Here is a 20576-nt window from a genome sequence, read left to right as displayed (position 1 = left end):
GCGAGATCGCCGCGGCGGTGTCGACGTCGTCGCGCACGACGGCGCCGGTGGCCGTCTCGGCGGCGGCTGCCGCGTCGCGGGCGGCGACGAGCGACGCGTGCGTCGGGGCGTCGGGCACGCCCGGGGCGCGCAGACGGTCGAACTCGGCGCGCAGCACCGGCACGACCTCGCGGCCGAGCATCTCGAGCTGGTCGAGCACGACCTCGAGCGGCAGGCCCGCGTGGTCGATGAGGAAGAGCTGGCGCTGGTAGTCGCCCGCGTAGTCGCGGAACGACAGCGTCTTCTCGATGACCTGCTCGGGCGTGCCGACCGTCAGCGGCGTCTGGTCGGTGAAGTCCTCGAGGCTCGGGCCGTGGCCGTACACCGGGGCCTCGTCGAAGTAGGGGCGGAAGCGACGCTTGGCCTCGGACTCCGTCTCGGCCATGAAGATCTGCCCGCCGAGGCCGACGATCGCCTCCTCCTTGGCGCCGTGGCCGTGGTGCTCGAAGCGGCGGCGGTAGAGCTCCACCATCTGCTGGGTGTGCTCCTTGTTCCAGAAGATGTTGTTGTGGAAGAAGCCGTCGCCGTAGTACGCGGCCTGCTCGGCGATCTGCGGCGTGCGGATCGAGCCGTGCCACACGAACGGCGCGACGCCGTCGAGCGGGGCGGGCGTCGAGGTGTAGCCGGTGAGCGGCGTGCGGTGCTTTCCGGTCCAGTTCACGACCGGCTCGCGCCACAGGCGGCGCAGCAGGTCGTAGTGCTCGATCGCGAGCGACAGGCCGTCGCGGATGTCGTAGCCGAACCACGGGTAGACGGGGCCGGTGTTGCCGCGGCCGAGCGTGAGGTCGACGCGGCCCTCGGCGAGGTGCTGCAGCATCGCGTAGTCCTCGGCGATCTTCACCGGGTCGTTCGTGGTGATGAGCGTCGTGGCCGTCGACAGCTGCAGGCGCGTGGTCTGCGCGGCGATGTACGCGAGGGTCGTGGTGGGGCTGGAGGAGAAGAACGGCGGGTTGTGGTGCTCGCCGAGCGCGAAGACGTCGAGCCCGACCTCCTCCGCCTTCTTCGCGATCGTCACGACGTCCTGGATGCGCTTGGCCTCGCTGGGCGTGCGACCCGTCGTGGGGTCGCGGGTGATGTCGCTCACCGTGAAGATGCCGAACTGCATGCTGCTCATGGCCGCCTCCTGTGTGGTCTGCCGATCCAAGTATTTCGAATCTGAAGCAATCTAACCACGCCGGGCGGGAGGCATTCCCGGTGCCGGGGCGCGTGCGGCCCGGGCGCGTCGCGCCATCCAGCGCGTCAGGACGCGTCGCTCGCGAGGTCGGCCTCGGCCGCGGCGAGCACGACGGGATCGCCGCACGCGGCCGCGAACGCGTCGATGCGGGCGCGGATCTCCCGGCCGAGGAGCCATTGGCCGATGGGCTCGGCGATCCGGCGGATCCAGCGCGGACGCACCGTGTACGTGTACTTCCACGTCGCACGCGTGCCGGCGATGCCGTCGTGCACGTCGTCGACGAACCGCCATCCGCCGCCGAAGCCGGCGAGGAACCACGGGCCGCGCACCATCGTCATGCCCACCGAGGTCGGCGGGCGATACGCGGCGTACTCGCTCACCATGCCGAGGCCGATGCGCGTGCGCGTCAGCGTGCGCACGCCCTTCGCGGGGCGGTCCGCGCCCACGAGGCGCTGGCTGCGCACGAACGGATCCCATCGGAGCCGCACCTCGCCCGTCGTCTGCGAGACGGCGAAGGCGATCCGCGGCTCGACGGGCACCCATGTCTCGACGGCGACCTGCGGCATGCGGCCAGCATCCCAGGGCCTCCCCGAGCGTCCGCCGACCGCGGCGCCACGGGGTCGCGGACGCGGTGCGCGCCCGCTACCGTCGCATCCACGCGGGCCCACGAGCATGCAGGAGGACGCGATGCAGCCCATCACCGAGCTCGGCCCCGACGAGGTCTTCGTCTTCGGGTCGAACGCCGACGGCGCCCACGCAGCAGGGGCGGCGCGCACGGCAGCCGAGCGCTTCGGGGCGGTGTGGGGCGAGGGCGACGGGCTGCACGGGCAGTCGTACGCCATCGACACGATGAGCGGGCCCGAGGTGCTCGCGGATCGCGTCGCCGCCTTCCTGCGGTTCGCCTCCGAGCATCCCGAGCTGCGCTTCCTCGTCACGCCGATCGGCACCGGCATCGCCGGCTACCAGGCCCACGAGATCGCCCCGCTGCTCGCGTCGGCGCCGCCGAACGTCGTGCTGCCGCCGGAGTTCGCCGACCTGCTCTGAGGCCTTCCGTGCGGCTGGCGGCGTCGGCCCGCCGAGCCCGGGAGACGGTCGCGACGGCCGTCGTGGCGGGCCGCAGCACGAAGCGTCGGCCCCCGCAAATCCATGCAGCGGGGGACGAAGAGGGGTAGCGTCGCACCACCGCACCCCTGTGCGCCCGCTCGCGGAGGCCATCCGCGTCGCGCGCGCCGCACCAGTGGAAGGACCCCGCATGAGCACGCAGCAGCGCACGGAGCCGGACGGCTCGTCACCCCCGACCGGACGGCTCGAGGTCGCCGACGTCATCGTCGTCGAGCGGAGGAAGGTCCGCACCGCCATCTCGGGCACCGTCGTCGGGAACTTCATGGAGTGGTTCGACTTCGGCATCTACGGCTACCTCACGGTCACGCTCGCCGCGGTCTTCACCGCCGACCTGCCCGATCCATGGGGCCTCCTCGTCACCCTGCTCGGATTCGCGATCTCGTTCATGGTGCGCCCGCTCGGCGGGCTCGTGCTCGGGCCGCTCGGCGACCGCATCGGCAGGCAGAAGGTGCTCTTCTTCACCATGGCGATGATGGCCACGGCCACGGCGCTCATCGGCGTGCTGCCGACGTCGGCGCAGATCGGCCTGTGGGCGATCGTGCCGCTGTACCTGCTGAAGATGGTGCAGGGCTTCTCGACCGGCGGCGAGTACGCCGGTGCCACGACGTACGTCACCGAGTTCTCGCCTGACCGCTCGCGCGGCTTCTGGGCGTCGTGGCTCGACGTCGGGTCGTACGTCGGCTTCGCCGCCGGCGCGTCGGTCGTGGCGCTCACGACGCTCGCGACCCAGGCGATCTCGGGCCCCGACGCCATGCTCGAGTACGGCTGGCGCATCCCGTTCCTCATCGCGATCCCGCTCGGCGCCGTCGCCATCTGGTTCCGCCTGCGCATCCCCGAGACCCCGTCGTTCGAGGTCGCCGAGCAGGCGAAGTCGACGCGCAAGGATCCGGGCGACCCGCTGGCCCGCCACGGCATCGTCGGCATCGTCCGCCACCACTGGCGCCCCATCCTCATCGCGATCGCGCTCGTCGCCGCGACGAACAGCGCCGGCTACGCGCTCACGAGCTACATGCCGACGTACCTCGAGAGCGAGGTGGGCGTGTCGAACCTCATGGCCGCCGTCGCGACCGTGCCGGTGCTCATCCTCATGTCCGCGTGTCTGCCCCTCATCGGGCGGCTGTCGGATCGCATCGGCCGCAAGCCCGTCTATGGCATCGCCGTGATCTCGACGCTCGTGCTCATGGTGCCCGCGTTCGCCATCATGCAGATCGGCGAGGAGTGGGCGGTCTTCATCGCGCTCGCGATGGTCGCCATCCCCGTCGCGTTCTACGTCGCCATCTCGGCCTCCGCGCTGCCGGCGCTCTTCCCGACCGCGACGCGCTTCGGGGCGATGGGCATCGCCTACAACCTCGCGGTGTCGCTCTTCGGCGGCACGACGCCCCTGTTCTCGCAGGGGCTCATCGAGCTCACGGGCAACACGTACATGCCGGCGTTCTACATCATGTTCTTCGCAGCGCTCGGCGGCGTCGCGATGCTCACGATGCGCGAGTCGGCGCAGCGCCCCCTCATCGGCTCGGTGCCCGCGGTCGAGACGCGCGAGGAGGCCGAGGCGGTCGTCGAGCGCCAGGACTCCGACCCGCGCATCGACACGTCGCAGATGCCGGTGGTCACCGCGCGGGGCTGACGCCCGGCCCAGCCGTCCTGGACCCCGACCGGCCGCCGCGAGAGGCGACCGGCCGGGGTCGTGACGTCTCACGCCCCGATCCGTCCACCGCCGCCAAGCCCGGACTGGTCACGTCTGCACCCTGACTGGTCACGATCGCACCCCGACTGGTCACCGTTGCACCGGCACTGGTCACGGTTGCTCCCCGACTGGTCACCGTTGCACCGGGACTGGTCACGGTTGCACCTCGAACGGGCCTCCGGAGGTGCAACAGCGACCACTCGACTCGTCGCTGCGCCCACGCCGCGGCCAGCGCCTCGGGATGCGGCAGCGACCCGACGCCGCGCGCGACGCGAGGTGCGGCAGGCTGGAGGCATGCTGCAGCTCGAGGTCGCCGTGTCGGACGTCGAGGGCGTGCGCGTCGCGAAGGCGGCGGGTGCCGACCGGGTCGAGCTGTGCGTCGCGCTCGAGGTCGGCGGCCTCACGCCGTCGCTCGCGCTCGTCGAGCACGCCGTCGCCGCAGCCGACGGGATGGGCGTGCACGTGCTGCTGCGCTCGCGACCCGGCGACTTCGTCGTCGACGCCGACGAGCTCGCGCTCGCCCTGCGCGACGCCGAGCTCGTGCTCGCAGCCGGCGCCGCGGGCATCGTCGTCGGCCCGCTGCTCGCCGACGGACGCTTCGACCTCGACGCCATGCGGCGACTCCGCGAGCTCGCGGGGGAGCGGACGCTCGTGGCGCACCGCGGCTTCGACGTGCGCGACGACGTCGAGGCGAACGTCGCCGACCTCGTCGCGATCGGGGCCGACCGCATCCTGACGTCCGGCGGCGCCGACTCGGCGCACGAGGGCGCCGAGCGCATCGCCCGCGCCGTCGCCGCGGCGGATGGTCGCATCACGGTCATGGCGGGCGGCGGCATCCGTCCCGAGCGCATCGGCGAGCTCGTCGCGGCCACGGGCATCGCCGACGTCCACCTCTCGGCGCGCACGCTCGCCGCGCCCGACGCCGGCTTCGGCGCGCGGCATCGCACCGACGCGGCGATCCTCGCGCGCATCGCACGCTGACCGGTCCGGCGCCCGAGGCGACGCCGTGGGGCGTCGAGGTCGCCGGGGCGGCGGGTCGCGACGTCGACCGAGGCCCTCGCGGAGCCCTGCTCCACCGAGCGCCGACGCATCCGAGAATGCCTCGATCGGGGCGCACGCGTGCCCCGCGCCGCGCCTCGGCTGCGCGCACGGGCTGGGTGGGGGGTACGCTGCACGCCGGAGCATTCGGAGGTGGCAGGTGCCCAAGTTCGCCGTCATCCGGCAGGACCACACGTTCGTGGACCTCCAGGGCGTCACGATCCACTGGTACACGTGGATGCCCGGCAAGCCCAAGGCGATCGTGCTCATCGTGCACGGCGTCGGCGAGCACGCCCTGCGCTACGAGCACGTCGCGCAGCATCTCGTCAACGCGGGCTACGGCGTCGCGGCGCTCGACCAGCGCGGCCACGGAGCCACGGGCCTCGAGCAGTGGGCGGGCGACGCATCGCGTCTCGGCCGGCTCGGCGCCGGCGGCGGCGCGGCGGTCGTGGGCGACGTCGTCTCGCTCGTGAAGCGGCTGCGCGGCGAGCACCCCGACCTGCCGCTCGCGGTCATCGGCCACTCGTGGGGCTCGCTCACGATGCAGCGCTTCCTCAACCGGCACGCGCCGCTCATCGACGCCGCCGTACTGACGGGCACCGCGTACCGCCTCCCGGGATGGATGGCGGCCGGCGACCTCAACGCGCGCCACAAGCACCTCGGCGACACCGGGTTCGAGTGGCTCTCGCGCGATCCGGCGGTGCAGGAGGCGTTCGCCGCCGACCCGCTCACCTTCCCCGCCGACGTCATCCGGCTCTTCGGGCCGCTCGAGACCGCGCGCCTGCTGGGCGTGCCCGCGCGCTCGCTCGGCATCGACATCCCGCTGCTCGTCGCCGTCGGCTCCGACGACACGCTCGGCGGCGAGGCCTCTGCGCGCAGGCTCGTGCGCGCCTACGAGGAGCGGTCGGGCCTCACCGACGTCTCGCTGCGCGTCTACCCGGGCGCCCGCCACGAGATCTTCAACGAGATCACGAAGTCGAAGGTGCTCGAGGATGTGACGTCGTGGCTCGACGCGCACCTCGTGCCCGAGCGCAGGGGACTGCTCGGGCGCAGCTCGACGCCCGCGCCGTAGCCTCCACCGCACCGCGCCGAGCGGCTCCCGCCCGGCACCCACCCGCGAGGGCGCCCGCCGACCCGCACCGCGACCAGGTCGCCGGGCCGCAGCCGCCCGCGCCGTACCCCGACACGACGCGCGGATGCGGATGTGCCGGGCGACGCGGGCTCGCAGGAGGACCATGGGCGCATGGACGAGGCACCGCACGCGCGGGCCTGGCGCATCGCGGCGCCGGCCCTCCTCGGCTGGAACGTGCTCGGCGGCGTCGTCGGCGGCGCACTGCTCGTCGCGGTCGTCGAGCTGACGCCCGGCGCGGCCGCGTCGGTCGTCGTCGTCGACTCGGTGCCGCTCGCGATCCTCGTCGTCGGCGTCGCGGCGATGCTCGGCGCCGTCGGCGGCCTGATGGGCGGTGGCACGCTCGTGCTCGCCCGCGGCCGGCGCCCCTCGCGGCGCACCCTCGTGCGCGGCGTCGCCGCGGGGCTCGTCGTCTGCGCGATCGTCGCGGCGGCGGGGCTCGGCGTGCCGATCCTGCCCGACGGCGCTCGGCCGCTCGCCGTCGCGATCGGCCTCGCCATCGGCGCCCTCATGCTCGGCCTCGCGTTCCGCGCGCACGAGGTGCACTGGCGCGAGGGCGACCACGCCGTGCCCGAGCCGAGCGTGTCCCGGCGCGAGGGCGGCCCCGGCCCCGGCCCAGCAGCATCCGACCCTGCCCGCGACCCTGCCGACGACCCGATCCGAGCGTTCGTCCACCCCGACCGCGACTGAGCGCCTCGCACGCCGTCGCGCCTAGGCTGGGAGTCGGTCCCACGCAGTCGAGGAGGCACGCGATGCACGGCGAGTACAAGGTCCCCGGCGGCAAGCTCGTCGTCGTCGACGTGGAGGCGAGCGATGAGCGCATCACGGCGTTCCGCCTCTCGGGCGACTTCTTCCTCGAGCCCGACGAGGCGCTCGAGCAGATCGACGCCGCCGTGCTCGGCCTGCCCGCGACCGCGACGGCGGCCGAGATCGGCGCCGCCATCCGCGAGGGCCTCCCCGAGGGCGTGACGATGCTGGGTCTCACGCCCGAGGCCGTCGGCGTCGCCGTGCGGCGAGCGCTCGCTCGCGCGACGTCGTTCGCGGACTACGCGTGGGAGGTCATCGACGACGAGCCGCGGCTGCCGATCCTGCACGTCGCGCTCGACGAGGTGCTCGCGAACGAGGTCGGCGAGGGCCGCCGCGGGCCGACGCTGCGCTTCTGGAACCTCTCGGGCCCCGCCGTCTACATCGGCTCGTTCCAGTCGTACCGCAACGAGGTCGACCCCGAGAGCGCCGAGCGCTTCGGCATCCCCGTCATCCGTCGCATCTCCGGCGGCGGTGCGATGTTCTCCGAGCCGGGCAACGCCATCACCTACTCGATGTACGTGCCCGCCGACCTCGTGCAGGGCATGAGCTTCGCCGACTCGTACGCCTTCCTCGACACGTGGGTCATCGAGGCGCTGCAGGGCCTTGGCATCGACGCGAGCTACGCGCCCCTGAACGACATCACCTCGCCGCAGGGCAAGATCGGCGGCGCCGCGCAGAAGCGCCTCGGCTCGGGCGGCGTGCTGCACCACGCGACGATGTCGTACGACATGGACGCGGACAAGATGGTGCAGGTGCTGCGCATCGGCCGCGAGAAGCTGTCGGACAAGGGCACGACGAGCGCGAAGAAGCGCGTCGACCCCCTGCGCTCGCAGACGGGCATGGCGCGCGACGCCGTGCAGGATGCGCTGAAGGCGACGTTCCGCAGGCTCACGAACGCGACCGACGGCACGCTGCGCGACGACGAGCTCGCCGCTGCCGAGGACCTCGTCGAGTCGAAGTTCTCGACGGAGACCTGGCTGCACCGCGTGCCGTAGCCGCGATCAGGCGCCCGCGGAGCCGCCCGTCACGAGCGTCACGAAGACCACGAACCAGACGATCGTCCACACGATCGAGCCCAGCATCGCTGCGATCGACAGCACGATCGCCCAGATCGCCATGCCGCCGCCGGCGAGCCGCTGCACCCGTGCGGCGATCGCGATCTGCAGCGCCGGGATGGCCGCGGCGATGGTGAAGAGCCCGAGCACCGGCAGCGTCGACACGACGATCGCGACGATCGACCAGATGAGCGCTCGCCGTGCGACGCGGGGCGAGCGCTGCGACGCGAGCATCGCATCCGGCACGGGCTGGAACTGCTGCGGCGGCGCGAACCAGCGCGGCTGCTGCGGAGGTCCCGGCGGGGGCGGCATGCTCATCGGGTCATCGTGGCAGGCGCGCCTGCGCGTTCCCAGCGATCTTCGGCCAGGATCGTGGCATGGACCTCTCCTTCGAGTTCACCCCCGACCTGATCGCGGTGTTCCTCACCCTCTTCGTGCTCGAGGTCGTCCTCGGCGTCGACAACGTCATCTTCATCTCGATCCTCGCGGCCAAGCTGCCCGTCGAGCAGCAGGCGAAGGCGCGCACCCTCGGGCTCACGCTCGCGATGGTCATGCGCGTGCTGCTCGTCTGCCTCGCCGGCTGGATCATCACCCTGCAGAACGACCTCTTCGAGGTCCTCGGGATGGGCTTCTCCGGCAAGGACGTCATCCTGATCCTCGGTGGCGCGTTCCTGCTCTACAAGGCGGTCACCGAGATCCACCACAAGCTCGAGGGCGCCGACGACCACGGCGCGGGCGCCGCCGCCAAGGCGACGTTCGGCGCGGTCATCGCGCAGATCCTCGCGCTCGACCTCGTCTTCTCGCTCGACTCGGTCATCACCGCCGTCGGCATGACCGACAACATCATCCTCATCATCACCGTCGTCGTGCTGTCGTTCGGCATCATGCTCGTCGCCGCCAAGCACATCTTCACCTTCGTCAACAACCACCCGACCGTGAAGATGCTCGCGCTCGCGTTCCTCGTGCTCATCGGCGCGTTCCTCATCGCCGAGGGCTTCGAGGTCCACATCGACAAGGCCCTCATCTACGGCCCGATGGCGTTCGCGATCCTCGTCGAGGTGCTCAACCTCGCCTACGCGGCCCGCAAGCGCAAGCGCGCGGAGGCCGCGACGTCGGAGGCCGTGCGCCTGCACTCGGGCTACACGGTCGAGGAGGAGCGCGAGGCGCTCGCCCGCTCGTCGAAGGCCACGACCGCAGAGCCGACGCCGAAGGCGTAGCGCCCGGCCCACGTCTGCGCTCCCTAGGCCAGGGTCTGCGCCTCGCAGGCTCGGGTCTCCGCTTCGCAGGCGATCGCGGGGACGCGAGGGGGATGCTCCCTCGCCACCCTCGGATCGCCTGCGAGACGCAGGCGGGCGGCGTGCCGTACGATGGCTTCGCTGCCCTCGGGCGGCGTTCCGGGGGATGTAGTTCAATGGTAGAACTGGTGCTTCCCAAGCACCCAGCGCGGGTTCGATTCCCGTCATCCCCTCCACTCGGCTCCGGCGCGTGCACCGCTCCGGCTCCGACTGACGACGCGGTCGCATCCGCTCGGCACACCCTCCTGCGGCTCGCGTCCGCCGTCGAGGCCCAGCCGTCACGAGGGGATGCCATGTCCGAGCCCATCACCGTCGCCATCGAGCGCCAGGTCGATCCGTCGAAGCAGCGCTACGCCCTCAGCTGGGTGCGGCAGGGCATCGACCTCGCGCACACGCATCGCGGCTTCCTCGGCTCGGGATGGGTGCAGGTGCGGCCGGGCAGCGACACCTGGCACATGCTCTACCGGTTCGACAGCGCCGCGAACCTGCACGCGTGGGAGGCGAGCGACGAGCGGCGCCTGTGGATCGACGCGGGCGCGGACTTCGCGCGCGAGGCGAGCGTCGAGCGTCGCAGCGGCATCGAGGGATGGTTCGACTCCGCAGCCGGGGAGGGCGTGCCGGGCGACCGCGTGGAGGTGCGCGCCGCAGAGCCCGTGCCGCCCCGGTGGAAGCAGGGCGTCGTCGTGTGGCTCGGGTTCTTCCCCGTCAACGTGCTCGTGACGCTGCTGCTCGGCCTCATCCCGGGCTTCACGGAGGTGCCCGTCGTGCTGCGCCTGCTCGTGACGAGCCTCGTGCTCACGCCGATCATGGTCGGCTTCGTGCTGCCGGCCGTCACGCGCCTGTTCCGTCCGTGGCTGCTCGCCGGGCGCGACTGACCCGCGCCGTCTCCGAAGCCTCCGAAGGGCGCCGCCGACCGGGCGGCGCCCTTCGTTATGCCGCCCGCACATCGCTGTGTCCTTGACTATGGTGTGTCTGACACAGTAACGTGCTCGACATGGACGAGAACGTCGAAGGTCACCGGCAGGAGCTGCGGCGCGGCACGATCGTGCTCGCGAGCCTCTCGCTGCTCACGACGCCCGGGCACGGCTACGGCCTGCTCGACGCGCTCGCCGCGCACGGCTTCCCCGTGGACGCCAACACCCTCTATCCGCTGCTGCGACGGCTCGAGAAGCAGGGCTACCTCGTGAGCGAGTGGAACACCGACGAGGCCCGCCCGCGCAAGATGTACCGCACCTCCGAGGCGGGCACCGCGCTCGTCGACACCCTCACCACCGACTTCGACGCGATCGCAGGAGCGATCGCCGCACTGCCCAAGGAGGGCTGAGCATGTCCGACACCACCCTGACCCAGCGCTACGTCGCCGCCGTCGTGCGCTCCGTGCCCGAGGACGCCCGCACCGACGTCGCGGCCGAGCTCGAGGCATCCATCCACGACCAGGTCGACGCCCGCATCGACGCCGGCGAGCCCACGACCGACGCGGAGCGCGCCGTGCTCGTCGAGCTCGGCGACCCCGCCGCGCTCGCCGCCTCCTACGCGGGGCGCCCGCTCACGCTCGTCGGGCCGCGCGTCTACCTGCAGTGGCGTCGCACGCTCGTGATGCTGCTGTGGATCGTCGTGCCGCTCGGCACCATCGGGGCCGTCCTCATCGACGCGCTCACCGGCGAGGCCGCCGGCACGATCATCGCCACCGGCATCACGACCCTCATGCAGATCGGCCTGCACGTCGCGTTCTGGACGACGCTGGCCTTCGCGGTCGTCGATCGCGCCGGTGCCGCGACGCCCATGCAGCCGTGGACGCCGGAGCGGCTGCCGCGGCTCGTGCCGCGCGGGGGCACGGCGGGCGAGACCATCGCGAGCGCCGTGACGATCGCCATCGCCATCGGCGCCCTCCTGTGGGATCGGCTCGTCGGCTTCGTCGTCCTCGACGGCGAGGCGGGGCCGGCCCTGACGTCGTCGCCGCTCGTGCTCGTGCTGCTCGTCGCGGTGCTCGTCGCGCAGTCCGCGCCGCAGCTCGCGGCATCGCGCAGCGGAGCATGGACGCGGCGGATCGCGGTCGCGAACGCCATCGTCTCGCTCGCGACGGGCACGCTGCTCGTCGGGCTGGTCGCCGCGGGGCTCGTGCTCAGCGAGCGCCTCGCCGACCGGCTCGAGACGTGGGGCGTCGCCCCGGTCGCCGGCGCGATCGCGATCGTCGTGCTCGTGGTGGGCACCGCGTGGAACGTCGTCGACGGGTTCCTGCGGGCCCGCAAGGCGCAGCGCGCCTGATCCGATCGGGACGAGGCCGTCCGCGCATGGTGCGCGGGCGGCCTCGTCGCGTCGGGCGGGCCGCGTCGGACGGGCCACGTCACGCGGCGGAGGGCGACGGCGTCAGGCGGCGGCGAGCACCTCGACGCGGTTGCCGAAGCCGTCGAAGCAGTGGAACCGCTCGTAGCCGGGGAAGGTCAGCCGGTCCGTCCAGACCACCTCGAAGCCACCGGCCTCGATGGCGGCACCGAGCCGTTCGAGCTCGCCGATCGACGGCACGATCATCGCCGGATGCGCCTTGCGCGCCGGCACGAACGGGTCCTCGCGGCCGACGTGGATCTCGACGACGACGGCACCGTCGTCGTCATGGGCGCGGAACCAGCAGCCGCCTCGCGCGGCCATCGGCTCGGGCTTCGGCACCTCGGTCAGCCCCAGGGTGTCGCGCCAGAACCGGCGGGCCTCGTCCTCGCCGCCGACCGGCATCGCGACCTGCACGTGATGGTGTCGCACGGGAGCCTCCTCGCTCGCGGGCATCGTCGCCCCGTCGCGACGCTATCGGGAATCGTCTCCGTCGATGGTGGTTGGATCCGTCATGCGACTCGTCATCCTGCACGGCTACGGCGCCTCACCCGCCTCGCACTGGTTCTCGTGGCTCGCCGACGAGGTGGGCGATCGGGCGCAGACGATCATCCCGGCGCTGCCCGGGACGGAGGCGCCGCGACGGGATGCGTGGGTCGACGCGACGCGGGCGGCGCTCGGCGACGAGGACGACGTGCTCGTCGTGGGCCACTCGCTCGGCACGGTCGCGGCGCTCCTCGCGGTCGCCGACGTCGACCGCGCGCGCATCCGCGGCGTCGTGCTCGTCGCCCCCTTCTGGGAGCCCGTGCCCGCGGTGCCCGGCGTCGACGCCGCCCTCGCGGCGCTGCCCGCCATCCCCGACCTCGGCGACGTGCCGGTCGTCGTCATCGCGAGCGACGACGACCCCATCGTCCCGCCGGCGCTGTCGGCGCGCGTGGCTGCGACGCTCGGCGTCGAGGTCGTCACGGTGGCGGGCGGCGGCCACTTCCTCGACCGCGAGGGCTGGACGACGCTGCCCGCCGCCCGCGACGCCGTGCTGGCGATGCTCGACGACTGATCCGGCGACGCCGGAGTCCGGCCCAGCCCGCGGCGCCTCAGCCGGCGTCGAGCACGCCGTGGCGCACGACGAGCGACGCCGCCTGCATGCGGTTCTCGACGCCGAACGCCGCCTGGATGCGGCCGAGCGACTGCTTCACGCCCGTCTGGCCCGCGTGGAGCGCACGCGCCAGGTCGGGGATCGTGAGGCCCTCGGGCAGCAGGCGCAGCACCGCGCGATCCGCATCCGACAGCGACGCGACCGCAGCCTCGACCCGACGGCGCTCGGCGAGCCGGTGCGGGTTCGCCGACTGGCGGGCGATGAAGGCGCCGACGATGGGGGAGAGCACGACCTCGCCCCGCACGGCGGCGTCGACCGCGTCCTGCCAGCGATCCGACAGGTCGGACTTGTGCAGGAAGCCGTCGAGGCCGGCCTCGAGCGCGTCGCGCACGATGCGGTCGTCGAGCTGCGCCGTCATGAACACGACGCGGGCGCGCGACGCCGCCGAGCGCCGCAGCGCCTCGACGGCGGCGATGCCGCTGCCCTCGCGCAGCCGCACGTCGACGAGCAGCACGTCGGGGAAGTGCGCGGCCACGAGCGGCGCGACCTCGCGCGGAGCGGACGCCTGGCCGACGACCTCGTAGCCGGGCACGCGTGCGATCAGCTGCCGCAGCGCATCCACGACGAACGCGTCATCCTCGACGATCGCGATCCTGGTGGGCACGCACCGATCCTAGGTCGGCGCCCGGGCCCGCCCATGGGAGCCGGGCCTCGACGCGGAAGCGGCCGCGCTCGTCCGCCCCCGCCGACAGCGATCCGCCCGCTGCGACCGCCTGCGACCGCATGCGGGCGACGCCCGTGCCCGAGCCCACGGCCGATCCGTCGCCCACGGCGTTCTCGACGACGATGCGGATGCCGGCGCGCTCGTCGCCCGAGACGGTGACGGCGATGACGTCGGCTGGCGGCGCGTGCTTCGCGGCGTTCGTGAGCGCCTCGCTGAGGATCCAGTACGCCGTGCGGTCGATCGCGGGCGTGAGCGGCGACGTGCCGGTGAGCACGATGCCCGCGTCGATGCGGTGGCCGGCGGCTCGGGCATCGTGCACGAGCGCGACGGCGTCGGCGAGGCCGCGCTCGGGCAGCATGCCGCCGGGCGCCTGCGGCCCGAAGTCGGCCTCGATCGCGCGCTGCACGTCCTGCAGCTCGATCGACGCCCTGCGCGCCTGGGCGACGAGCTCGTCGGCCGTGGCCCGTGCGTGCGGCGTGAGGTCGGCCTGGTCGCGCAGCACGGCGGCCTGCAGGTGCACGTGCGTCAGGGTGCGGGCGACGCCGTCGTGCATGGCCTGCGACAGCTCGGCGCGGCGGTCGACGACGTCGAGCCGCTCGGCGAGCGCCCCCGCGCGGTGCTCGGAGCGCTCGGCGTCGACCTCGGCGCGGCGTGCGCGCGTCGATGCGCGCACGATGAGGCCGTAGGCGACCGCGAGCACGAGCCCCGTGCCGGCGAGCACGATCGAGAGCGCCACGGCCGTCGCCGGCGCCTCGCGGGGCAGGAGGAAGGGCACGACGCCGTCGGCGCCGCGCAGCGCGTCGCGCACGACCGCGACGACGACGAGCGCCGCGGCGATGCCCGCCTGCACCCAGCGGATGCGCCCGCGCACGTGCGCGAGCACGCTGCCGAGCACGAGGATGGCGGCGGTGCCGTCGAGCTGCAGCGCGAGCACGAGGACGGCGGCGCCGGCGAGCGCGACCCACGGCAGCCGCCTCCGTGCGAGGAACGAGCAGGCGACGACGATGGCGCCGAGCCAGAGCACCACGCCCATGCCGGTGATCTCGAGCCTGCCTGCTGCGGGCTGCGTCGCCCCGGGCACCGCCGCGACCGACAGCGTCGCCACGAGCGCGATCGCCACGACGCCGAGCGTCGACGTCACGACGAACGCGGCGACGCGCAGCGCACGGCGACTGCGGGAGGGAGCGAGGGGCACGGACACGTCCGCATGCTAGCCGCGGCCGCCCACGCCCCACCGCGTCGCGCCGGTCGCGAACCACGACCGATCCGGTCGCCGACGCCGCCCGTGACGGCCTGCCGGCCGACCGCCCTCGCATCGCACGCTGGTCACCGACCAGGAGGGACCATCCCATGCACACCGCATCCAGCACCATCGCCCGCCGCCTCGCCGCGGCCGCCCCCATCGTCGTCGCCGCGCTCGCCCTCGTGGGCTGCGCCGGCGCATCCACCGCCGGCTCGGGCTCGCCGGCCGAGCCCGCTCCCGCCGCGACCGACCAGGCGGTGGAGACCGCGGCGCCCGCCGAGGAGGCGCAGCCCGGCGTCGGCCAGGTCGTGTCGTCGAACGGCTGGGACTTCACCGTCGTGTCGGTGGGCGCCGCCCAGGAGGCGGTGGGCGCGGGCGCGCTGTCGACCCCCGCGCAGGGCGTCTACGTCCCCGTGACCGTGACGATCGTGAACACGTCGAACGAGGCGCAGTTCCTCTCGAGCGACTCGGTCGCGATCGTCGACGCGAACGGGGCCGAGTACTCGGCCGACACGGTGGCCGGCGTCTACGACGACACGGCCATCCCGCTCGGCGACGTGAACCCCGGCATCGCGCTCACGGGCCCGGTGTACTTCGACGTGCCCGACGGCACGACGCCCACGGCCGTGACCTTCACGGGCGGGCTGTTCGGCGGCGAGACCGTCACCGTCACGCTCTGACCGTCGCGCACGAGGGGGCGGCGCTGCGGCGCCGCCCTCTCGTGCGTGCGCGGGTAGCGGCCGCCATCCGTGCGTGGGCGGGAGCTCGCCGCCCGCCCGCCGTGGGTGCGGGGTGCTCGCCGCCTCATCCATGGGTGCGCGCGAGCTCGCAGCCCCGCCGCGCTCAGTGCGCGCCGACCGCCCGCGCAGCCTCCACCGCGGCGCCGATGCCGTCGCGCCACGGATCGCCGTGGCCGGTGAGCACGACGCTGGCGTCGGTCGCCGCGAGCGCGTCGAGCGAGCGCAGCGCCTGCGAGCTGTCGGCCGTCGCCGCCTGGGCGACGATCTGCGGGCCGGTCGCGCCCGTGTACGGGTCGAGCGTCACGAGCGCGTCGCCGACGATGAGGGCGTCGCGATCGGGCAGCAGCAGCGAGACGTGGCCGGCCGTGTGCCCGGGGGTCGGCACGATCGTCGGGTCGCCCGGCAGGCGTTCCCCGGCCTCCATCACGCGGGCGTCGCGCACGCCGCGCACGCCGAGGGCGCCGGCGCCGGCCATCGCCGCGAGCGCGGGGAGCCCGCGCGGATGCCGCAGCGGGTAGAGCAGGCGAGCCCGTTCGGGTCGATAGGAGTAGGGATGCGCGGCGAGGCTCGCGTCGCCCGCCGACACCCACACGGGCACGCCCCAGCGGGTGCGGATGCGCCGGGCGAGGCCGACGTGGTCGAAGTGGCCGTGGGTGAGCACGACGCCCTCCACGTCCTCCGGATGCCTGCCGATCGCGGCGAGCGCGCGCTGCAGCGGCTGCCAGAAGCCGGGCAGCCCCGCGTCGACGAGCAGGATGCCGTCGTCGGTCTCGACGAGGTACATGTTCGTGTGGGCGACGGTGAGCCGGTGGACGCCCGGGGCCTGATCCCTGTGCAGCATTCGGCGACGGTACGTCGCACCGTGTCGGCGGTGGGACGCCGTGGCGGTGCCCTGGGTGCTCCTGGTAGGGGAGGTGCTCGGAATGCGCCTCCCGTCCGAGCAGGTGCTCCTGCGGCGCATGCTCCCGCTGCGGGACACGCTCCCGCCTCGAAGGCGGCGGGCCGGGCTCAGCCGAAGGGAAGCGTCGGCCACGTCACGACGCCGAGCTCGATCCACACGAGCGGCGCGGCGATCGCGAGCACGGCGACGAGCGCGAGGGTGCCGGCGAGCGCGACGTAGGCGCGGCGACGGCGACCGGCGGAGATGCGGTGCATGCTCCACGACAGCGGGGCGGCGATGAGCGCGACGATCAGCGCGATCGACGGTGCGACGAGATGCGGGATGCAGGCGAGCACCGCGAGCAGCACCGTGCCGACGATCGCCGCGTACGGGGGGCGCTCGGCGTGCGCGGCGGCGGCGGCGGCGTCGGCGTCGGCGACGGCGTCCGACGCGTCGTCGAGCTCGATCCGCTCGGGCAGCGGCACGCGGATGATCGGCGGCAGGTCGCCCCGTCGCAGCCGCTCGATCTCGTCGTCCACCCCTCCATGCTCTCGCGTCGGCCCGCCGCCCGCCGCCTCCGTGGGGCCCCGTTGCGAGGGACGCATCTCGTCATCGGGTGCCGTCGTCGGCGTACCTCGCGAGCGGGGTACCTCGCAGCGCGGGATGCGTACTCGGGAGCGACGTCGGTACCTCGCAACGAGATGGGTACCTCGCAACGGGGTCTGCGGCTCGCACGTCGCGAGGGTCGCTCGCCGCCCGCGTGGCGCGATGGATCCGCCGTCCGCTGCTGCTGCACGGCGCCTCGCCGTGCCGCCTACTGCTGGACGATCGGCGCGGTGTCGGGGGTGACCGGCGGCGTCCTCGACGCCGTCAGGGCGACGCCGATCGACGCGGCCACGACGATGCCGAGCGCCACCACCTCGATGCCGCCGATGAGCTCGCCGACGATGAGCAGCGCGAAGACGCCGGCCGCGACGGGCTCGAGCGACATGAGCACGCCGAACACCCGTGGCGGGATGCGACGCAGCGCCGCGAGCTCGAACGCGTACGCGATGGCGCTCGACAGGATCGCGACGCCGAGCGCGGGCAGCAGCAGCCACGGCTGCGCCACGACGCCCTCGACCGCCTGCACCGCGCCGAACGGCGTCGTCACGATCGCCGCGATGCACATGGCCGCCGTGAGCCCGCCGACGCCCGGCACGAGCTCGCCCACGGCATGCGAGGACATGATGTAGCCCGCCCAGCACGCGCCCGCCGCGATCGCGAGCAGCACGCCGATCGCGTCGAGCGCGCCCGTGAGCGACTGCGCGCCGATGATCGCGACGCCCGCGCCCGCGAGCAGCACCCACAGCGCATCCACCCATCGCCGCGACAGCGCGAGCGCGAGCACCAGCGGACCGACGAGCTCGCACGTGACCGCGAGGGCGAGGGGGATGCGGTCGGCCGCGAGGTAGAAGAGCAGGTTCATGCCGGCGAGCGCCACGCCCAGCAGCACGACCGCGCGCCACGTGCGGCGATCCCACGACCGCATGCGCGGCCGGGAGATGGCGAGCAGGATCAGCGACGCGAACCCGAGCCGCAGCCACGTGACGGCCGCGGGGTCGAGGTAGTCGAACAGGAGCTTCGCCACGGCGGCGCCCGACTGCACCGAGCAGATGCCGGCGAGCACGAGGCCGATGCCGATCCCGCCCCGCCTGTCCATGCGCACCATCCGACGCTAGGGGATGCGGGGGCATCCGCCGCGCACGCGCCACGACGCCGCGCTCGCGCAGGGGACGTCGCGTCGTCCGCAGGGAGGACGCGGACGTCCAGCAGCCCCACCTACGCTCGGCTGCATGCCGCCCGAGGAGACGACGCCCAGCCCGCCGCGCTCCTCGCCGGACGAGCCCGGTCGGCCCGGCCAGAGCCCGCCGCGCGCCACGACCGATCAGCCCCATCGGCCCGATCCGAGCCCCGCACCCGTCGCTCGCGAGCCGCGCTGGCATGCCCCGGCCGAAGCCGCGACGGCGCCCGTCGGAGCGCAGTCGCAGGCCTCCGCGCATCCACAGGCGTCCGCTGGGTCGGCCTCGATCCCCAACCCGACCGCTCCCTCGACCGACCACGCCGGCAGCCCCACGCACGCACCCACGTCCTCCGCCACGGCCGGCATCGAGGTCGTCGACGTGCGCCGCGCGTTCGGCTCGGTGCAGGCCGTCCGCTCCATGACGTTCACGGCGGCGCCCGGCAGCGTCACGGCGCTCATCGGCCCGAACGGCGCCGGCAAGACGACGCTGCTGCTCATGCTCGCGTCGCTGCTCGCGCCCGACGCGGGCAGCATCCGCATCGGCGGGGTCGACCCGATCGCCGACCCGCGCGTCGCGCGGCGCGTCCTCGGCTGGATGCCCGACGTGCTCGGCACGTGGCGCACGCTCAGCCCGCGCGTCGTGCTGCGCATGATGGGGCGCCTGCACGGCATGCCGACGCACGTCGCCCGCGCCCGCGCCGACGAGCTCGTCGCCGTCGTCGGGCTCGAGCAGCTCGCCGACCGGCCGAGCCGCGTGCTGTCGCGCGGGCAGCAGCAGCGCCTCGGCCTCGCCCGGGCGCTCGTGCACCGCCCGCGCGTCCTGCTCCTCGACGAGCCGGCCGCCGGTCTCGACCCCGCCTCCCGCGTGCAGCTGCGCGGGCTGCTGCGCGACCTCGCGACCGACGGCTGCACCGTGCTCGTGTCGAGCCACGACCTCGGCGAGCTCGACGAGGTCGCCGACGCGTCGGTGTTCGTCGAGGCGGGCGAGGCCGTCTCGGGCGACCGGCTCGCGAGCGCGCGCGGCTCGTCGACGACGTGGCGCATCCGCTCCCTCGATCCGGCGGCGCTGTCGCTCGCCCTCGGCCGCATCGGCGTGGCGATCGACCGCATCCGCGTGGAGGGGCCGTCGACGACGGTCGTCATCGACGCCGACGCGCACGCGGCCGACCTGCTGGCGCGGCTCGTCGCCGCCGGCGTGCCCATCGTGCACTTCGCGCCCACGGTGGGCGACATCGAGCGCACCTTCCTCGGCCTGAGCGGCCAGACCGGCGCGCCGGGGCTGCCCGCCCCGGGCCGCGTCCAGCAGCGAGGGGGCGTGCGATGACCGGCTGGATGGGACTGCTCGCCGTCGTCGTGCAGCTCGAGCTGCGCCAGCGCGTGCGCAGCGTCGCCTGGTACGTGCTGCTCGGCGTCGTCGGGCTCATCACCGGCGCCGTCATCCTCGTGCTGTACGCCGGCCTGTCCTCGACCCCCGCGGAGGTCGGCGGCATCATCTTCTCCACGGTGCTGTTCCTCGTGCTGCTCGTGGCGACGCTCGTGACGCCCGCCCTGTGCGGCGCCGCGATCAACGGCGAGCGGGACGCCGGCACGCTGGCCGCGACGCAGCTCACGCAGGTGACGTCGACCCAGCTCGTGCTCGGCAAGCTGCTCGCGACGTGGATCGCCTCGCTCGGCTTCCTCGTCGTCACGGCCCCCTTCCTCCTCGCGTCCGTGCTGCTCGGCGGCCTGCGCCCCGAGGCGGTCGCGATCGGCCTCGTCATCCTCGTGCTCGAGATCGGCGTGACCTCCGCGATCGGCGTGGGGCTGTCGGGCATCGTGCGCACGCCCGTGTTCTCGATCGTCACGACGTACCTCGTCATCGCCGCGCTCAGCGTGGGCACGCCGATCGCGTTCGGCATCGGCACGCTCGTCGTGCAGGAGACGCGCACCATCGCGAGCCCCATGTGGGAGTACTCGGAGGACGGCACGTCGAGCTGCGAGCTGGGCCAGCCGATCGAGATGACGCAGCCGCGCCCGGATGCCGTGTGGTGGCTGCTCGCGGCGAACCCGTACGTCGTGCTGTCGGACGCGATCCCGCCGTCGTTCGGCCTCTACGGCAGCCCAGACGACGCCTTCAGCGCCGTGTCGCTGCTCGTGCGGCAGGCGCAGCAGCCGCCCACGTGGCCGTCGTGCTCCGACGCCTTCGTGGACGGGTCCTACGAGGCGCAGGACGTCTACGACGAGGGCGTGCCGAGCTGGTTCGTCGGCCTCGCCATCCATCTCGCGCTCGCGGGCACGCTCGTCGGTGCCGCGATCGTGCGCACGCGGGCGCCGTCGAAGCGGCTCGCGGCGGGCAGCCGCATCGCCTAGCCCTTCGAGGCTCGCTCCGCTCGCACCTCAGGGAGCGGGTGGGGGAGGTGCTCGCACCTCGGGGAGCGGGTGGGGGAGGTGCTCGCACCTCGGGGA

General features: G+C 73.8%; 23 protein-coding genes and 1 tRNA gene. 15 read left to right on the top strand and 9 right to left on the bottom strand.

The annotated features are described in order from the left end of the window. Both ABD249_RS12930 and ABD249_RS12925 read right to left on the bottom strand, forming a co-directional pair. On the bottom strand, positions 1-1144 hold a 1144-nt coding region (locus tag ABD249_RS12930; RefSeq protein ID WP_344345099.1), incomplete at its 3' end, for an LLM class flavin-dependent oxidoreductase. A 134-nt stretch (positions 1145-1278) separates the two neighbouring features. Next, positions 1279-1779, bottom strand: coding sequence for an SRPBCC family protein (locus tag ABD249_RS12925; protein WP_344344214.1), 501 nt, complete (start codon positions 1777-1779; stop codon positions 1279-1281). A gap of 121 nt (positions 1780-1900) precedes the next feature. Between ABD249_RS12925 and ABD249_RS12920 the strand changes: the two genes are divergently transcribed. The 6 genes from ABD249_RS12920 (at position 1901) to lplAB (ending at position 7988) form a co-directional block, all read left to right on the top strand. After that, on the top strand, positions 1901-2257 hold the full coding sequence (locus tag ABD249_RS12920; RefSeq protein ID WP_344344212.1) for an A1S_2505 family phage non-structural protein: 357 nt from the start codon (positions 1901-1903) through the stop codon (positions 2255-2257). Positions 2258-2465: 208 nt separating this feature from the next. After that, positions 2466-3959, top strand: coding sequence for an MFS transporter (locus tag ABD249_RS12915; protein ID WP_344344211.1), 1494 nt, complete (start codon positions 2466-2468; stop codon positions 3957-3959). Between the two features lie 354 nt (positions 3960-4313). Beyond that, positions 4314-5000, top strand: a complete 687-nt coding sequence (locus ABD249_RS12910; RefSeq protein ID WP_344344210.1) for a copper homeostasis protein CutC — start codon at positions 4314-4316, stop codon at positions 4998-5000. Positions 5001-5217: 217 nt separating this feature from the next. Next, entirely contained in the window at positions 5218-6129 is a 912-nt protein-coding gene (locus tag ABD249_RS12905; protein WP_344344208.1) for an alpha/beta fold hydrolase, read from the top strand. A gap of 171 nt (positions 6130-6300) precedes the next feature. Next, on the top strand, positions 6301-6876 hold the full coding sequence (locus ABD249_RS12900; RefSeq protein WP_344344206.1) for a hypothetical protein: 576 nt from the start codon (positions 6301-6303) through the stop codon (positions 6874-6876). Between the two features lie 62 nt (positions 6877-6938). Next, positions 6939-7988, top strand: coding sequence for a lipoate-protein ligase LplAB (gene lplAB / locus ABD249_RS12895; protein WP_344344204.1), 1050 nt, complete (start codon positions 6939-6941; stop codon positions 7986-7988). A 6-nt stretch (positions 7989-7994) separates the two neighbouring features. On the opposite strand, the gene ABD249_RS12890 is transcribed toward lplAB, so the two are convergent. Continuing rightward, complete coding sequence (locus tag ABD249_RS12890; RefSeq protein WP_344344202.1) at positions 7995-8366, bottom strand: hypothetical protein; 372 nt, start codon at positions 8364-8366, stop codon at positions 7995-7997. 59 nt (positions 8367-8425) lie between these two features. Between ABD249_RS12890 and ABD249_RS12885 the strand changes: the two genes are divergently transcribed. From ABD249_RS12885 to ABD249_RS12865, 5 genes are all read left to right on the top strand, one after another. Continuing rightward, complete coding sequence (locus ABD249_RS12885; protein WP_344344200.1) at positions 8426-9265, top strand: TerC family protein; 840 nt, start codon at positions 8426-8428, stop codon at positions 9263-9265. A 180-nt stretch (positions 9266-9445) separates the two neighbouring features. Then, positions 9446-9519 (top strand) — tRNA-Gly (locus ABD249_RS12880). Between the two features lie 117 nt (positions 9520-9636). Next, positions 9637-10218, top strand: coding sequence for an antibiotic biosynthesis monooxygenase (locus ABD249_RS12875; RefSeq protein ID WP_344344198.1), 582 nt, complete (start codon positions 9637-9639; stop codon positions 10216-10218). Positions 10219-10337: 119 nt separating this feature from the next. After that, complete coding sequence (locus ABD249_RS12870) at positions 10338-10667, top strand: PadR family transcriptional regulator (protein WP_344344196.1); 330 nt, start codon at positions 10338-10340, stop codon at positions 10665-10667. A gap of 2 nt (positions 10668-10669) precedes the next feature. Beyond that, on the top strand, positions 10670-11608 hold the full coding sequence (locus tag ABD249_RS12865) for a permease prefix domain 1-containing protein (RefSeq protein WP_344344194.1): 939 nt from the start codon (positions 10670-10672) through the stop codon (positions 11606-11608). A gap of 102 nt (positions 11609-11710) precedes the next feature. On the opposite strand, the gene ABD249_RS12860 is transcribed toward ABD249_RS12865, so the two are convergent. Then, a complete protein-coding gene (locus tag ABD249_RS12860) occupies positions 11711-12097 on the bottom strand; it encodes a VOC family protein (protein ID WP_344344192.1) in 387 nt (128 codons plus the stop codon). Between the two features lie 82 nt (positions 12098-12179). Here ABD249_RS12860 and ABD249_RS12855 point away from each other — a divergent pair, with 82 nt between their 5' ends. Then, positions 12180-12722, top strand: coding sequence for an RBBP9/YdeN family alpha/beta hydrolase (locus ABD249_RS12855; protein WP_344344190.1), 543 nt, complete (start codon positions 12180-12182; stop codon positions 12720-12722). A 37-nt stretch (positions 12723-12759) separates the two neighbouring features. On the opposite strand, the gene ABD249_RS12850 is transcribed toward ABD249_RS12855, so the two are convergent. Then, positions 12760-13425 (bottom strand): response regulator transcription factor, encoded by a 666-nt coding sequence (locus ABD249_RS12850; protein WP_344344188.1) that lies wholly within the window; start codon positions 13423-13425, stop codon positions 12760-12762. Next, a complete protein-coding gene (locus tag ABD249_RS12845; protein ID WP_344344186.1) occupies positions 13394-14686 on the bottom strand; it encodes a sensor histidine kinase in 1293 nt (430 codons plus the stop codon). The genes ABD249_RS12850 and ABD249_RS12845 overlap by 32 nt, the downstream gene beginning before the upstream one ends. A 149-nt stretch (positions 14687-14835) precedes the next feature. On the opposite strand from ABD249_RS12845, the gene ABD249_RS12840 reads away from it, so the two are divergent. Further along, complete coding sequence (locus ABD249_RS12840) at positions 14836-15408, top strand: DUF4352 domain-containing protein (RefSeq protein ID WP_344344185.1); 573 nt, start codon at positions 14836-14838, stop codon at positions 15406-15408. 163 nt (positions 15409-15571) lie between these two features. Here the strand turns inward: ABD249_RS12840 and ABD249_RS12835 are convergent, their stop codons facing one another. The 3 genes from ABD249_RS12835 to ABD249_RS12825 form a co-directional block, all read right to left on the bottom strand. Continuing rightward, entirely contained in the window at positions 15572-16309 is a 738-nt protein-coding gene (locus tag ABD249_RS12835) for an MBL fold metallo-hydrolase (protein ID WP_344344183.1), read from the bottom strand. 167 nt (positions 16310-16476) lie between these two features. Continuing rightward, complete coding sequence (locus ABD249_RS12830) at positions 16477-16887, bottom strand: hypothetical protein (RefSeq protein WP_344344181.1); 411 nt, start codon at positions 16885-16887, stop codon at positions 16477-16479. A 275-nt stretch (positions 16888-17162) separates the two neighbouring features. Continuing rightward, complete coding sequence (locus ABD249_RS12825; RefSeq protein WP_344344179.1) at positions 17163-18050, bottom strand: EamA family transporter; 888 nt, start codon at positions 18048-18050, stop codon at positions 17163-17165. Positions 18051-18183: 133 nt separating this feature from the next. Between ABD249_RS12825 and ABD249_RS12820 the strand changes: the two genes are divergently transcribed. After that, positions 18184-19455: an ABC transporter ATP-binding protein gene (locus ABD249_RS12820; RefSeq protein ID WP_344344176.1), complete on the top strand. Its 1272-nt coding sequence runs from the start codon at positions 18184-18186 to the stop codon at positions 19453-19455. Continuing rightward, positions 19452-20480, top strand: a complete 1029-nt coding sequence (locus ABD249_RS12815; RefSeq protein ID WP_344344174.1) for an ABC transporter permease — start codon at positions 19452-19454, stop codon at positions 20478-20480. The genes ABD249_RS12820 and ABD249_RS12815 overlap by 4 nt, the downstream gene beginning before the upstream one ends. Positions 20481-20576 lie beyond the last annotated feature (96 nt).

It is taken from the genome of Agrococcus versicolor (assembly GCF_039531815.1).
GTDB lineage: Bacteria > Actinomycetota > Actinomycetes > Actinomycetales > Microbacteriaceae > Agrococcus > Agrococcus versicolor.
This window is presented reverse-complemented; position numbering and strand designations above follow the sequence as displayed.